The organism is Pseudomonas mendocina (assembly GCA_037482215.1).
Classification (GTDB): domain Bacteria; phylum Pseudomonadota; class Gammaproteobacteria; order Pseudomonadales; family Pseudomonadaceae; genus Aquipseudomonas; species Aquipseudomonas mendocina_E.
In genome coordinates this window covers 3,353,257-3,367,514 of the sequence record CP148074.1, presented here as the reverse complement: position 1 = coordinate 3,367,514, position 14,258 = coordinate 3,353,257, and the positions used below count along the sequence as shown (strand labels likewise).

General features: G+C 55.6%; 12 protein-coding genes. 7 read left to right on the top strand and 5 right to left on the bottom strand.

What is annotated here, in order from left to right:
- The first annotated feature begins 49 nt into the window (after positions 1-49).
- Genes WG219_15780 through dsbG form a run of 4 tightly spaced genes read left to right on the top strand, consistent with a single transcriptional unit; the run spans position 50 to position 2,504 of the window.
- Positions 50-487 (top strand): YeeE/YedE family protein, encoded by a 438-nt coding sequence (locus WG219_15780; GenBank protein ID WXL24761.1) that lies wholly within the window; start codon positions 50-52, stop codon positions 485-487.
- A gap of 9 nt (positions 488-496) precedes the next feature.
- Positions 497-922 carry a YeeE/YedE family protein gene (locus tag WG219_15775; GenBank protein ID WXL24760.1) on the top strand — a complete coding sequence of 142 codons (426 nt, stop codon included), beginning with the start codon at positions 497-499 and terminating at the stop codon, positions 920-922.
- Positions 919-1,728, top strand: a complete 810-nt coding sequence (locus WG219_15770; protein WXL24759.1) for a TlpA disulfide reductase family protein — start codon at positions 919-921, stop codon at positions 1,726-1,728. Before WG219_15775 ends, WG219_15770 begins: the two co-directional genes overlap by 4 nt.
- 2 nt (positions 1,729-1,730) lie before the next feature.
- Positions 1,731-2,504, top strand: coding sequence for a thiol:disulfide interchange protein DsbG (dsbG, locus tag WG219_15765; GenBank protein WXL24758.1), 774 nt, complete (start codon positions 1,731-1,733; stop codon positions 2,502-2,504).
- A 71-nt stretch (positions 2,505-2,575) separates the two neighbouring features.
- Here the strand turns inward: dsbG and WG219_15760 are convergent, their stop codons facing one another.
- The 5 genes from WG219_15760 to WG219_15740 form a co-directional block, all read right to left on the bottom strand.
- Positions 2,576-2,785 carry a cold-shock protein gene (locus tag WG219_15760; GenBank protein ID WXL24757.1) on the bottom strand — a complete coding sequence of 70 codons (210 nt, stop codon included), beginning with the start codon at positions 2,783-2,785 and terminating at the stop codon, positions 2,576-2,578.
- A 278-nt stretch (positions 2,786-3,063) separates the two neighbouring features.
- The gene (locus WG219_15755; protein ID WXL24756.1) at positions 3,064-4,899 is read right to left on the bottom strand and encodes a Gldg family protein; all 1,836 of its coding nucleotides are present in this window, start codon (positions 4,897-4,899) and stop codon (positions 3,064-3,066) included.
- Positions 4,900-4,907: 8 nt separating this feature from the next.
- Positions 4,908-5,642: an ABC transporter permease subunit gene (locus WG219_15750; protein WXL24755.1), complete on the bottom strand. Its 735-nt coding sequence runs from the start codon at positions 5,640-5,642 to the stop codon at positions 4,908-4,910.
- Positions 5,639-6,562, bottom strand: a complete 924-nt coding sequence (locus tag WG219_15745; GenBank protein WXL24754.1) for an ATP-binding cassette domain-containing protein — start codon at positions 6,560-6,562, stop codon at positions 5,639-5,641. Before WG219_15745 ends, WG219_15750 begins: the two co-directional genes overlap by 4 nt.
- Before the next feature lie 232 nt (positions 6,563-6,794).
- Entirely contained in the window at positions 6,795-7,742 is a 948-nt protein-coding gene (locus tag WG219_15740; GenBank protein WXL24753.1) for an alpha/beta hydrolase, read from the bottom strand.
- Between the two features lie 272 nt (positions 7,743-8,014).
- On the opposite strand from WG219_15740, the gene WG219_15735 reads away from it, so the two are divergent.
- Genes WG219_15735 through WG219_15725 form a run of 3 tightly spaced genes read left to right on the top strand, consistent with a single transcriptional unit; the run spans position 8,015 to position 14,250 of the window.
- Positions 8,015-10,075 (top strand): type VI secretion system tip protein VgrG, encoded by a 2,061-nt coding sequence (locus WG219_15735; GenBank protein WXL24752.1) that lies wholly within the window; start codon positions 8,015-8,017, stop codon positions 10,073-10,075.
- Entirely contained in the window at positions 10,060-10,905 is an 846-nt protein-coding gene (locus WG219_15730) for a DUF4123 domain-containing protein (GenBank protein WXL24751.1), read from the top strand. The genes WG219_15735 and WG219_15730 overlap by 16 nt, the downstream gene beginning before the upstream one ends.
- A 21-nt stretch (positions 10,906-10,926) precedes the next feature.
- Positions 10,927-14,250, top strand: a complete 3,324-nt coding sequence (locus WG219_15725) for a LysM domain-containing protein (protein ID WXL24750.1) — start codon at positions 10,927-10,929, stop codon at positions 14,248-14,250.
- The last annotated feature ends 8 nt before the right edge of the window (positions 14,251-14,258 follow it).

Genomic DNA, 14,258 nt, shown 5'->3' with positions numbered 1-14,258 from the left:
GTATATTGTTTAAGGGTAACGGTTCCGGCTTACGGTGAGGGCAGGAAAAATGATGATTGACTGGGCTTCATTTACACCGTGGTCAGCTTTGGCAGGCGGTGCGCTGATTGGTCTGGCGGCCACTCTGCTGATTCTGTTCAACGGACGGGTTGCCGGTATCAGTGGCATTACCGGTGCCTTGCTACGCCCGGCGAAAGGGGATGTGGGGTGGCGGGTAGCGTTTCTGGCGGGGTTATTGAGCGCGCCGCTGTTATTTCAGCAGCAGCCTCTGCTGGTATTGCCCGAGGTGAAAATTGAAGCCGGTGTGCTGACGCTGATAGTGGCCGGTTTATTGGTTGGGGCGGGTACGCGGTTCGGTTCGGGATGTACCAGTGGGCATGGTGTATGCGGGTTGTCGCGAGGCTCTGTGCGCTCTTTGGTGGCGACGGGGGCTTTTATGTTTAGTGGCTTTGCGACGGTGTATGTCGTGCGCCACGTGATCGCGTGAGGTGTTGCCATGACGCTGCTATTTGCGTTGCTTGCCGGTCTGCTGTTTGGGTTTGGGCTGATGATCTCCGGTATGACTGACCCCACTAAAGTCACCGCCTTTCTGGATATTGCTGGCGCCTGGGACCCTTCGTTGGTGTTGGTCATGCTGGGGGCAATCAGTGTTTCCAGCATCGGCTTCTTTTTCGCACGCAGGCGCACGCGCTCTGTACTGGGGCTGGCCATGCAGATTCCAACCAGTAAGCTGATTGATCGCCGCTTGGTGCTAGGGAGTCTGGCTTTTGGTGTGGGCTGGGGCTTGGCTGGTTTCTGTCCGGGACCTGCCTTGGTCAGCCTGTCGTCTGGGTACAGTCAGCCTATTATTTTTGTAGCCGCGATGCTGGTAGGTATGGTGTTGTTCGAACTTCTCGATCGCAGGAGTGATAAACACGGATGATGACGCTGAATGTGGGGCCGTTTCCCGTTCCGGTGAGCCACCTGATAATCGGGCTCAGTTTTGGGTTGTCGTTGTTAGTGGGTTGGCGGTTAGGTCGTCGCGATCAGTTAAACCCAGAAAACTATATTTTCTTTCTGCTTTTCGTGGGGCTGATCACAGCACGTTTGGCATTCGTAGCGGTCTATTTTGAGCATTTTGCGGATCAGCCCTGGCGCGTGATTGATATCCGCGATGGCGGCTTTATTGCTTGGGTCGGAGTGCTTGCAGCACTGCTGCTGGCTGCCGTGCTGGCGTGGCGTAAGGTGCGTTTACGTCGCTCGCTGGGAGCTGCAGTTGGTGCGGGATTACTCAGTTGGGCATTGATGAGTTACGTACTGTTTGCGTTGACGGGGGCTACCCGTTTGCCAGAGTTCGGGCTGCGCGACGTACAGGGTCAAGCCGTGAGCCTTCAGGATTATGTGGGTAAACCGCTGGTGATCAATTTGTGGGCCACCTGGTGTCCGCCCTGCCGCAGAGAGATGCCAGTTCTGGCTGAGGCACAGCAGGCGATGCCTGGGGTTACCTTTTTGTTTGTGAACCAAGGCGAGTCAGTGCAGGAGGTTGAGAAGTACCTCGCTACAGAAGCGCTGCAGCTGAATAACGTGCTGCTCGACAGTGGCGCAAGGCTGGGGCAGCACATCGGCTCCACTGCGCTTCCCACCACACTCTTTTACGACCGCAACGGTTATCAAGTTGGCAGCCACTTGGGTGAGCTGTCCCGTGCAAGTTTGGCGCAAGCCCTGAAACAACTGGATTCTAAGGACTGACGATGACTGTATTGCGCACTCTGAGCTTGTTGGGCTCAACATTGGCCGTGCTGGCCGCTCAGATGGTTCATGCTGAGCAATGGCCTGAAGCGGTTCAGGCATTTGAGAAAAAAGGCCTGAAAATTGTTGGTCGCTTCGATGCTCCCAATGGATTACAGGGCTTTGCGGCGCGCTATCAGGGCCAGGGTGTTGCCATGTACCTGACTGCGGATGGCAAGAATGTTCTGATCGGAAGCTTGTACGACGTCGAGGGCAATGACCTCAGTAAAGCCCCACTCGATAAACTGGTCTATCAGCCCATGGGCAAGGAAATGTGGCAGCGCCTGGAGCGCAGTACCTGGATCGTAGACGGTGCAGCCGATGCGCCACGAGTCGTGTATGTGATTGCTGACCCTAACTGCCCGTATTGCAGCATGTTCTGGAAACAGGCCCGACCTTGGGTGGACGCAGGTAAAGTGCAGCTACGCCATGTGCTGGTGGGCATTTTGCGTGAAGACAGCGCCGGAAAGGCCGCGGCGATTCTGAGTTCTAAATCGCCGCAGACTGCGCTGAATAACCATGAGGCGGCTGGCAAGGACAGCAATATACGGCCGCTGGGTCGGATACCCGATTCGCTCAGCGGCAAGTTAGCGGCCAACTTGGTGTTGATGCAGGATCTGGGGGCCGCCGCCACACCGGCGATTTTCTATATGGAGGGTGATCGCTTGCAGCAACATCAGGGCGCCCCCCGCGGCGAAACGCTTGAGAAGATTCTGGGGCCTCTGCCTAAATCCTGATTTCGCTCCTTCACAAAGCAAAACGCCCAGTGCAAGCACCGGGCGTTTTGGATCAGATCGGCGTGCTGGGCTTATACAGCCGCAACGTCGTCCGCCTGCAGGCCTTTCTGGCCTTGAGTTACTGCAAATTCAACTTTCTGCCCTTCGAGCAGAGTGCGATGGCCTTCACCGCGGATAGCACGGAAGTGGACGAATACATCCGCACCGCTCTCGCGTTGGATAAAACCATAACCTTTGGAATCATTGAACCATTTAACGGTGCCTGTCTCGCGATCAGCCATTGCCTGAATCTCCAGCCTACAAATTTTTATTTTTCGACGATGGCGTACCGGCAAAGCAGCCATCACCAGAGAGCGATTATAAAACAGCGTATTGCGCCGCAAAGCAATAGCTGTACGTTCGTACTGTTAAATAAGCCTGAGAAAATATTGGATTTTGCCGATCATCTACCAGTTTTCAGGTATATGGAGGTCGTTTCCAGAATATAAATGCGTTTTCGCGACAAAAGTGCCGTGGCAGAGCAGGTGGACAACTTGCTCTGCCACGGCTGAGGATGGCGTTAGTGCGCTTTGCGGCGGCGCCACATCCACAGGGCCAGGACACCCAGTGTCAACGCTAGCGGCACCAAGCCGATGTTGATGAACTTCAAGGTGCGACCCAGTGCATCAATATCAGCATTGAGTTGATAACGCACATCGCGCAGCTCTTTGCGGATGGTGAGTTTCTGCTGCACAAACTGCTGCACGGCTGTTTGCTGCTCAGGAGTCAACTCCAGCGGTTTGGTGGGGTCTTCATTCTGTTGCAGTTCAGCCAGCTTTTTCTCGGTATCCGCCAGTTGGGCTTGCAGGGCTTGCTCTTTCTCGCGGAAACGCACTTCAGCTTCACGCTGAATGTTCTCCACTACGTCAAACGGACGGGTGAAGCGGCCACGTGAGCGCACGCTGATCAGGGCTTCGGAGCCCGCCAGGTTGTCCAGTGCGTTGACGGCGAAGCTGGCGTTATCAGCCCAAGGCTGAGGGATGCGTTGACCGAAGAAGTCCTGCACCTGCACCCACATGCGATCAGCCAGCATGTCGGTGTCGGCAACCACGATTACGTTGATGTTATCCGCCTGTTTCAGGCCATCTTTATGACCTTCGATGCCCTCCGGGAAGGCGCTTTGAACCGGGCCGTTAATTCGCGCAGCCAGGGTGTAGCGCTCGCCGGTCGGTTGCAGTTCGCGGATCAGCTCTTCCGGGTTGGCCAGCATGCCGAAGCGTTTGGCATCAAACGGCATGGCGTACTGCGAGCTGCTGATCAGCGGGGTGAAGGTGGTTTTAGCGCCTTCAATTTGCTCCAAGATGCCAGGCGTGGCCATGGTGATGCTTTCTAGGCCGCTGGTGCTGATGTCTTTCTGATCCAGCGCGTTCTGCGGCAGGTTGATCCAACTGGCGTGGCGCACCGGCCGCTGGCCCTGGCCCATGTTGATGGCCATGGCATAGGCACCGTCGCCCAAGACTTTGTCAGGCACCATGCGCAGGCCCCAGGCCTTGAACAGCTCGGGGAGGTCGGAGTGCTTATCCAGGCCGCCACCGCCGAGCATGTCGCCTTGAGTGTCGGCTTCGCTGTATGGATCAACAAACGCCAGCAACTTACCGCCACGCAGAACGAACTGATCAATCGCATACTGCGTTTGTTGAGGCAGCTCTTTAGGGTGGATCAGCAGCAGTACTGAAACGTTGTCCGGGATCTTATCCACATCACGCTTGAGGCTTTCGATCTGGAACATCTGACGGACTTCTTCCATCAGCATCCAGGCGGGCGTCGGTTGCCGAGCCATCATGTCGAAACCGCCGTTGACCTGCAGGCCAGCGAGCACGCCTACAACTGGCAGTTCAGGCTTGGCCAAGCTGTGCACCAGACGGCTGAGTTCGTATTCGAGGAACTCCTCCTGATCCAGGGCAAAGAACGGGATCACCTGTACGTGGCCTTCGGCGTTTTTACCGGCCAGGCCGAAGTACACCGAATCGCCACCTTGTTGCAGTGGGATGCCTTGCAGGCCGTATTCGGCGGCGCGGTCTTCATCCTCGGAGAACGGTTGTGGGTCGATAATATTCAGCTTGAGCTTGCCACCGGCTTCGCGCTGGTAAGCCTTGAGCATTTCCTCGACGCGCTTGGCGTAGGTGCGCAGCACCGGTACGTCTTTAGTCGCCGCGTTGGAGAAGAAGAAATTCAGCTCCACCGGCTCGTCCAGCTCCGAGAGAATTTGCTCGGTGCCTTTTGATAAGGTGTATAGCTTCTGCTCAGTCAGATCTAGGCGCAGGCCGCTTAGGCCGTAGCTGGAGAGCAGGTTGAAGGCAAGAAACGCCAAGGCAATGACGACAAGCCCGGCGCTGGAAACCATCAGCTTTTTCATGGGCGTCCTCAGTCAGCTTTCTTCAGGTCGATAACCACCGCCGTTGCTGCCAGCCAGGCCGCAATCAGGGTGACGAAATAGAGCAAGTCGCGCAGATCAATCACGCCCTTGCTGATCGCATCGAAACGGGTCAGGAAGCTCAGCGAGGCCACTGAGTCGATCATCCATTGCGGGGCCCAAGCACTGAAACCATCCAGCACCATCGGGAAACCGCTGACGATAAACAGGAAGCACACGCTGACCGCCAGAATGAAGGCGATCACCTGATTCTTCGACAGCGCTGACATGCACGAACCAATGGCCAGATAAGCCCCGGCCAGCAGCCAGCTGCCGATATAACCGGTGAGGATTGCGCCGTTATCCGGTTGGCCCAGGTAGTTGACCGTGAGCACCATCGGGAAGGTCAGCAGCAGCGCCAGTCCGGCAAACACCCATGCTGCGAGGAACTTGCCGGTGACCGCATCAAAACGGGTGATGGGCAGGGTCATCAACAGCTCAATAGTGCCGCTCTTGCGCTCTTCAGCCCACAGACGCATGGCAATGGCCGGTACCAGGAACAGGTACAGCCACGGATGAAAGTTGAAGAAGGCCGACAGCTCCGCCTGGCCACCCTCGAAGAAACCACCGAGATAGAAGGTGAAGACGCCCGAAAGCACCAAGAAGATCAGAATGAACACATAGGCCAGCGGCGTGGCGAAATAGCTCGCCAGCTCGCGCTTGAAGACAACGGGTAACTGACTCATACCACCTCCCCACGGGTCAGGCTGCGGAACACTTCGTCCAGCCGCCCGCGCTCCACATTCAACTCACTCACTTTCCAGCTGCGCTGAGCAATCAGCTCATTGACCTGCGGGAAGATCACTTCGCCCGGTTTGGCCAGCACTGTCAGGCTGTTTTCCAGCGTGTTTTCTTCCACACCGGCAACGCCCGGTAGGGCCGCCAGCGCGTCTTTATCCAGCGCCTCAGTGGTCACCAGCGTCACCGCCTGGTGATACCGTGAGCGGCTTTCCAGCTCCAGTGGCGTGCCGTCTGCCAGCAGCTTGCCATGGGCGATGACCACGGCGCGGGTGCACACGGCGGAGACCTCTTCGAGGATGTGGGTGGAAATGATCACAATCTTGTCCTGCGCCAGGCTCTGGATCAGCTTGCGCACCTGATGCTTCTGGTTGGGATCAAGGCCGTCGGTGGGCTCGTCGAGAATCAGCACGCGGGGATCATGCAGAATCGCCTGAGCCAGACCGACGCGGCGCTTAAAGCCTTTGGAGAGGGTTTCGATGCTTTGATCCAGCACCTTGTCCAGTTCCACCTGAGCGACCGCTTTAGTGACGCGCTCACGTTTTTCTGCGCCTTTGAAACCGCGCACCTCGGCGATGAACTCAAGGAAGCTGCGTACCGTCATGTCGCCATAGCAGGGCGCGCCTTCAGGCAAATAACCAATCTGCTGCTGGGCTTTGAGGGTGTTTTTACGGATATCGAAACCGAAGATGCTGGCCGTACCGGCCGTTGGCGTAAGGAAGCCTGTAAGCATCTTCATGGTGGTGGATTTACCGGCGCCGTTTGGACCGAGAAAACCCAGCACTTCACCGGGCTGGACGCTGAACGACAGGTCGTCAACCGCGGTGTGCTGCGCAAAACGCTTGGTTAGATTTTTTATTTCGATCATGGACTCTCACCAGTGCGGTAGTCGGTCCTGCTTGTAGCCGCTGCTAGCGAAGCAGGACTTCAGAATGCCGGCGGACTATAAGGAGTCGCAGACCAGCAACGCAAGATACTGACGGCGGAGTCTTGGTTCAGTTCACTACAACCTTGGTCGCAACTAGGAGTTGCCGCTCAAAGGCAGTTGTTACAAGGCTTTGCGAGGCCGTTCGGGTTGCGGGCGGCCTGTTAAATGGGGCTTAGCGGGCAATGAAGCTCAGCACAGGAGTAATGCTTTGTAACGGATCTTCTTCCTGCGGCACATGGCCAAGCTGATCGAAAATCACCAGGCGGCTGCCTTTGATATCGCGCTTGAAATGCTCGGCGTTGATCAGTGGAATCAGCTCATCACGAGCCCCCCAGAGGATTAGCGTAGGCACCTGAATGCGGGAAATTGACTTGTATTCATCACCCCCCTCAGCCTGGATAAACCGCTGACGCAGAGCCTCGCGATTGCCGCTGCGCAGGGTTAATTCGTAATAACGGTCGATCAGCTCTTCATTGACTTTGGACGGGTCGCCATACACATAGCGCACGCTGGCCTCGATCATGGAGCGCGGCAGCAGTTTGGTCATCAGCGGCGCCAGTGCCGGAACTTGTGCAACCTTAAAGCCGATCGGCATTGAGCTGGCGGGGCGGGTATACCCGGCAGCGTCAACCAACACCAATTGCGAGACGCGCTGTGGATGCTCAAGGGTGAATTGCCAGGCCAATTGCCCGCCAAAACTGTTGCCCACCAACACCGCCTTATTCACCTGCAACTGATGCAGCAGGCTACCGAGGAACTGAGTGTAATGACTGAAACGATAGTCGCCATCCGGGAAGGGGCCAGTCAGGCCAAAACCGGGCAGGTCGAGGCTGATTACACGGCGCTTATCCTGCAGCACCGCCGCCCAGCCTTCCCACGTATGCAGGCTGGCTGCGGTGCCATGCAGCAGCACCACCGGTGCAGGATCATCCCGCGGGCCCTGGTCACGCACATGCACGAGCATGCCGTCTAAAGCCACAAACTGTGACGGTGGTTGTGCCCAGCGCTGCTTCAGCTCTGCGACATCACGATCCGGCGCCCAACTGGTGATCGCCGCAATGGCAAAGGTGACAGCCATTAATGCGAAAGCAATCAGGACGATTCTGGCGAAACGCTTCATGGCTGATCCTTTTATTAGACGTGTCGGATATCCATCCCGGCCAATACTAGCTCAGGATTTTTCTCATTCCTAAAAAACCCTACCAAGGGAGGATTTAAGTAGGGTTGAAGGACAATGCATCCCGGCTGACTGCCCTGAGTCGCGGCAGGGTTTTTATTGAAATAAAAACCTTCTAAAGTGTGCGTCTTCCCGCATATTGGACGTGCGATTTAAAACTATTCCTGGTTGAAAAGGTCACCCCTTATTCACACTGGATTCTCTGGGAGACAAGGATGTTTAGCCCCGCTAACACCGCACAATTTAGCTTGCTCATTGCAGGCCAGTCCCATGACCTTCAGGTTCTTGAATTCACCGGCCACGAAGCCCTTAACGAGCCTTATCGTTTCGATATTGAACTGGTCAGCAGCAATCTGGCGCTGGACCTGGAAACACTGCATAACCAACCCGCTTTTTTAGCTCTGGATAATCAAGGGCAGGGCATTCATGGCGTTCTGATGGCCGTGGGGCAGGGTGATGCAGGCAGGCGGCTGTGCCGTTATTGGGTCACGCTGGTGCCGCAGCTTGCCTACCTTGAATACCGCATCAATCAGCGGATTTTTCAGCACCTGAGCGTGCCGCAGATTATTGCAGAAGTCCTTGAAGACCACGGGATTATGCAAGGTACCGGTTACCGCTTTGAGTTCGGCCCAACGGTTTACCCAGAGCGTGTGTACTGCACTCAGTACGATGAAAGTGATCTGCACTTTATCCAGAGACTGTGTGAAGAAGAGGGGATTCACTACCACTTCGAACACAGCGAGAACGGCCATGTACTGGTGTTTGGCGATGACCAAAGCGTCTTTACCCAACTGCCCAAACTGGCCTATCAACAGGGCAGCGGCATGGTCGCTGACAAGCCTGTGGTCAAGCGCTTCGGCATGGCCTTGGAAACCCGCACCAATCGCGTAACCCGCCGCGATTACAACTTCGAAAAGCCCAAGTTGGTGATGGAAGGCGCTTATAAAAGCGAGTTTCAGCCAGACCTCGAAGACTACGATTACCCCGGCAACTTTGATAACCGCGATCGCGGCAAGCACCTGTCTAAGCGCATCCTTGAGCGCCACCGCGCCGACTACGAGCAAGCCGAAGGCCACAGCGACTCGCCTACGCTACGCAGCGGCCACTACCTGAATTTGGGCGAACACCCGCGCAACGAGTGGAACCGACTGTGGCTGCTAACTGCTATCAGTCACCAAGGCAAACAGCCGCAAGTTTTAGAAGAGTCCATCACCAGCCATACAGATGAGGACGACGGCTTCCAGCAGGGCTACCGCAACCACTTTATCGCCACCCCATGGGACGTAAATTACCGCCCGCAACTGCTGCACCCCAAGCCCAAAGTACTTGGCAGCCAGACCGCCAAAGTCACCGGCCCGGCGGGCGAAGAAATCCACTGCGACCCATACGGCCGGGTCAAAGTCCAGTTCCACTGGGACCGTGAAGGCCAGGCTGACGACAAAACCAGCTGCTGGCTGCGTGTTGCCTCAAGCTGGGCGGGCGATCACTACGGTGCCGTCGCCATTCCGCGCATCGGCATGGAAGTGCTGGTGACCTTTATGGAAGGCGACCCCGACCAGCCGCTGATTACCGGCTGCCTGTTCCACACCGCCCACGAAGTGCCCTACGAACTGCCTGCCAACAAAACCCGCAGTGTGTTCAAAACCATGAGCTCGCCTGGTGGCGGAGGCTTTAACGAACTGCGCATTGAGGACAAAAAAGGCGCAGAGCAAATCTTTATCCACGCCCAGCGCGATTGGGATGAAAACATCGAGCACGACCAGAAAATCCGTGTCGGCAACGAGCGTCACGACACCGTAGAAGCCAACAGCTATAGTGAGTTCTACGCCGAAGAACACCGCACCACCCACGCCGACCGCAAAACCGAAACCCGCAGCAGCGATCACCTCACCGTTGCGCAAACCCAACACGTGAAAGTTGGCGTCGGCCAGTTCATCGAAACCGGCAACGAAATCCACTACTACGCAGGCAGCAAAGTTGTCGTCGATGCAGGCATGGAACTCACCGCCAAAGGCGGCGGCAGCTTTATCAAACTCGACCCCAGCGGCATCACCCTCAGCGGCGCAACGGTCAACGTCAACTCAGGTGGTGCACCGGGTGTAGGTTCGGGTATCCAAATCCTTGGGCCGGTTGTGCCGGGGGCGGCGGATAAAGATAAACCCGGCAGCCTGCTGACGCCTGCCATCGCCCAGCCAATGACTTTGCTCGGCCCGCTGTGCGGCAAGCAAAGTAACGGCGCATGTAGCAGGGAGGATTGCCCATGCATGAAGGGTTGAATGAGTTTTTACAGGCACTGGAGCGGGCCGATACGCAGATTGTCAGCGGGCAAAGCGTAAAGGGCGAGCGTCACACGCTATTTATCATTGACCAGCAAGCGGTCCCCGATATTCAGGTGCAGATCTATAAATCCGGCGAGGATGGGGCGCCGACCCAGCTTTACAGAGGTTCACAGTTCGAGCATCTGGCCGATATCGGCCCTCTGTGTTTTCGAGCTAAAGCGGGCAGTGCTTTGCAGCACTTGGGCGAAAAGCTATGTCAGGAACACAAAGGCGGAATCGGCCTGATCACCACGGACTACCAAGCCGCCGTGAAACATGCCCGCGACTTGCTCGTGGTGAATGACGGTTCCGGCGGGCAGAGTCTGATTACCTACTACAAACGGGATATGTGGGCGGCCTTAGCGCTGACCGCCAATGATGGCCTATATGGCTCATGGCAAAGCGTCTTCAGCCCGGCACCGATGCATATCGGCAACAAAACCGGCTGTTGGCTGAACTGGATGCCAAACAGCGAAGAGGGGCCGCGAAGCAACCGCTACAACATGCCAGCCAACACCAATGCCTTCCACCGCAATATTCGCTGGGTGTACTGGGTTGACGAGCATTTCGAACTGTTCAACAAGCCAGAGACTGCTCAACTGCCTGCGTTGATCGACAACCTGGAGCTGCTGGTTGATCACGGTATCTATGAAGGTCGCTGGATAGTAAGGCTCGCAGGATTGGCCAGCCGTTTTGACTTAAGCCGGCAGCCAGCCGTTATGACCATTTTGCGTAGCGATGCCAGACCCTTTAACAAAGTAGATGAACTCGAAGCGCTCACTCTCTAGCGCATGGAATGGAAGCCATTCATGGACACAACTAATCACCTTGTACAGAGCGGTGAAACGCTTAGTGCAATCGCCCAACACTATCAGTGTGACCAAGAGCAGCTATTGCTGCTCAATCCTTTTATTAAAGACCCAAATCGTATTCAGGTTGGCTGGAACCTGACTGTTCCAGTTTCTGCCGGTGTAACACCAACAGGTCAGCAAACCGCTCCTGCAAGTGCAACACAGGTGCCTGTAACAACGAGCACCACTGGCAAGCTGCTTGTATTGGATTCTCCTGCTGACAGTACGGGGAAAGAGCCAGAAACCTTCACTAAAACAGTAACTGCCGCCTGCTCCCCACGTTATGCCAGTGTTCTTTACAGTCCTGAAGATAAGGCGTTCTGGCTATTGCCGCAGCGCGCTGCTGACGCCATTGATGAAGCTGCGGCACAACTCAAGCAGGCGGTCGACCCCAGTAAGGCGCCAGAAGCACGCAAAAAGGGATTGGATGCTCAAGGGTTGCTGGAGCACTTTCTTGAGCCGCGGCTGAGCTTCTTTCTTAACGGCGAAGATCAGCAATGGATGCAAGCCTTTGAGGCTGACAACCCGTTATCCACCACCGCTTACACTCAGGAGCACGGTTCGCTGCTTGCACTAAGCCCATTGCAATTGAGCAACCAAAACCTGTTGCCGCGTATGCAAGAGCTGGAACATTGGCAGAGCCTGCGGAAAGAGGCGATCAATGAGGCAGAAAGGCAAGGCTATGCCTATGAAGGCGACATGCTCTTCAGTCCACAGTCGGTTGCGGCCAGAAGCGCCGTGCAGGATTACCTCAAAGCCCGTAATGCCTTATTAGAGCAGGGGGAACTGCCTGTCATCCCGCAAGATGAAATTGCCAAACTCTTGCAAGAGTCTATCCAGCGGTATGAAGAAGCCAGCGACTGCAGCATTAACTGCCGCGCTACATTCATGACTTACAAGCTCTGGAAGGAAGAGCATCAACAGGCTTTTGATTACTCCGAATACGTGAATGCCATTATCAAGGTTGCTGAGTACGGCCTGGCACTACCCGAGTTCGCGCTGATCAATGATCAGCAGGCAGGTTTGGCCAGCGGCATCCAACGCTTCAAGGACTACCTCGCCCTGCAGAAGCAGCAGCGTGAAGTGGAGCTGCGCCTGCAAAGCAAATACAAAGCCTGGATCACAGCAAGCGGTGAAAACCAGCAGGCTCCGGCCAGTCTGGTTGAAGCTGAGCGCCAGGAGTGGCAGACGCTGGAAAATCAGCGCAAAGACTTGAAGCAGCAAGCTGAAACTGCGGTTGCCAGCCATAAGGTACGGCGTCACTTGTTGTGGGAGCCGGAACAGTTCACTCCAAAGCCAGTAGAACGCTTGGTTAAAACCGGCTTTCCGCTGAAAGAAGTCAGCGTGCCGACCACGCCAAACTTGCCATTGCAGCATTTCAGCATGCATGTGCTTAAAGGCATGCTGAAATCTGTCGTGAAAACCAGCGGCCCCAGCTTTGCAGGCAACAGTGATGGCAATTCAGCCTCAGATCGGCAAGGTAATGACTTTCGTGACTGGCTATTAGGTTTAGGGGCTGTTGAGATCAAAGACCAAGGGCCATGGTTTGATCGGGAAGGCTGGTTTGATATTGAGCTTTTCTACAAACAGCTCAGTCAGAGCAAGGGCTATTGCATTGATGCATTAAAAGACGGTGCAACCCGTAATGAATGGGGTGAGCGCCTGCGCCAAGTGGTATTCCATAAAGATACGGGCTTTCTGCGCCTGTTCGACGTCAGCCCACAGGCACGGCTTGTACGTTGCCTGACACCGCTTCAACCCAGCATCCACGCAGGCGCTAAAGTTGAGGGACCATCCTTTAGCGTGCACGAAGGTGTGACAGCCAGCGCCAAAGCTCACTTTGATATTGACTTGGCACGCGGCGAGGTCGAGGTATTAAAAGTCGACCTGCCCGAGCGCTCCGCAGCTAAAGAGATCAAAGTCCGCTACATCGACTACCAGGGGCAGCCCCGCTATATGAACCTCGGCAAGCTGTCCGTGCACTTAGGGGCAAGAGCTTGGGGGTATGCCGGTGCGTCTATGCTGTTGGCTGCTGAGCTTGAGCTTTCACCGGGTAATACGGGCTACGGCGCAACCCTTGCTCCCATTGAGGATGCAACCCGCGAGGACGGTACCGCTTCAACTGCGGGAACTGCTCGGAGTGAGCCGCAAGTCAGCGGCAAGGTCAGTAAGGTGCAAATCGAGGATGGCCTAAAAGCCAGCTTCAACCTGTTTGCTGGCGTGCAGGCTGGAGTCAAAGTCAGCGGTGCATTGAACTGGGCACCGCCTAAAGCTGTAGCGCTGCTGCGTACAGCACCGAGTGTTAGCAATAACCCTGTCCTGAGTGATGGCTGGCTTAGCCTGTCCCGGCTGGAGGCTGACCTTGCCGGTGCGCTTGGCGCGGGTGCTAATGGTGAGTTCACAGTTTCGCTGGATAGAGGCTGCTTTATCGTGCGGGTAAAAGCGGCGCTGGTCGCCGGAGCCGGTGCCAAAGGTAGCCTGAGTTTTGCGGTGGGTTATGAGGCTGTGGTCGATCTGATCAACTTATGGCGACGTGAGCTGAGGGAAAACCACTACCACCCAATCAACTGGATAGACAGCACAGCGTTTGAATACCTCAGCAAGCTCAACCTGCTGGGCGGTGTTGGCCTGGATGTCAGCATGGTGTACATGATGGGACTGTATACCGCTGATGTGGTTGCGAATCTGTATGAGGCGCTGACTCAAGGCGGTAAGGGCGGGCAGATTGCGCATTGGATCATGACCGATAAGCACCCAAAAGAACTTGAACAGTGGTTTATTGATGCCACACCTGAAGCCTTAGGGCCGATGTTGATGACATTGCTGTCTGAGCCTGAGGCGTTTGAGGTCGTTGATAGCGAGCTTATTGATGGACGAGTTTTTGAAAAAAATAAGCGCTATACCGAGCCCGAGTGCCATTTCTTACAGCAGCGGGCCATTGAACGAATATTGAGTTGGATTTTACGTAATGCGGAACGCAATGGAACACTGAATAAAGTACAGCGGCAATTTGATGAGGCCTGTATGCGCATGAACCGCTTCGGTACTAAAGAGCTTCAGGCAGGGCAGGCGTATTGCACCAATAGGCTACGGATGGATCGGTTTATGTCAGTGCCTGTTTTGAAACACTCAACTCAGCGGACAGATGAAATTCGTAATCTTTATAAGGAGCATGTAATGGTTTTGGGTCGATTGCGAGATGGATTTTGTCAGCGTAGTGATTATGAGGGTGCTACCTTTGTCCCGGGCGGTCATGCTACATATACCGGCATAGGCGACTAAACGGAGTG

What these genes read in the sequence shown, in the direction of transcription:
- WG219_15780 (WXL24761.1), top strand. Translation starts at nt 50, where the DNA reads ATGATGATTGACTGGGCTTCATTTACACCGTGGTCAGCTTTGGCAGGC.
- WG219_15775 (WXL24760.1), top strand. Translation starts at nt 497, where the DNA reads ATGACGCTGCTATTTGCGTTGCTTGCCGGTCTGCTGTTTGGGTTTGGG.
- WG219_15770 (WXL24759.1), top strand. Translation starts at nt 919, where the DNA reads ATGATGACGCTGAATGTGGGGCCGTTTCCCGTTCCGGTGAGCCACCTG.
- dsbG (WXL24758.1), top strand. Translation starts at nt 1,731, where the DNA reads ATGACTGTATTGCGCACTCTGAGCTTGTTGGGCTCAACATTGGCCGTG.
- WG219_15760 (WXL24757.1), bottom strand. Translation starts at nt 2,785, where the DNA reads ATGGCTGATCGCGAGACAGGCACCGTTAAATGGTTCAATGATTCCAAA.
- WG219_15755 (WXL24756.1), bottom strand. Translation starts at nt 4,899, where the DNA reads ATGAAAAAGCTGATGGTTTCCAGCGCCGGGCTTGTCGTCATTGCCTTG.
- WG219_15750 (WXL24755.1), bottom strand. Translation starts at nt 5,642, where the DNA reads ATGAGTCAGTTACCCGTTGTCTTCAAGCGCGAGCTGGCGAGCTATTTC.
- WG219_15745 (WXL24754.1), bottom strand. Translation starts at nt 6,562, where the DNA reads ATGATCGAAATAAAAAATCTAACCAAGCGTTTTGCGCAGCACACCGCG.
- WG219_15740 (WXL24753.1), bottom strand. Translation starts at nt 7,742, where the DNA reads ATGAAGCGTTTCGCCAGAATCGTCCTGATTGCTTTCGCATTAATGGCT.
- WG219_15735 (WXL24752.1), top strand. Translation starts at nt 8,015, where the DNA reads ATGTTTAGCCCCGCTAACACCGCACAATTTAGCTTGCTCATTGCAGGC.
- WG219_15730 (WXL24751.1), top strand. Translation starts at nt 10,060, where the DNA reads ATGCATGAAGGGTTGAATGAGTTTTTACAGGCACTGGAGCGGGCCGAT.
- WG219_15725 (WXL24750.1), top strand. Translation starts at nt 10,927, where the DNA reads ATGGACACAACTAATCACCTTGTACAGAGCGGTGAAACGCTTAGTGCA.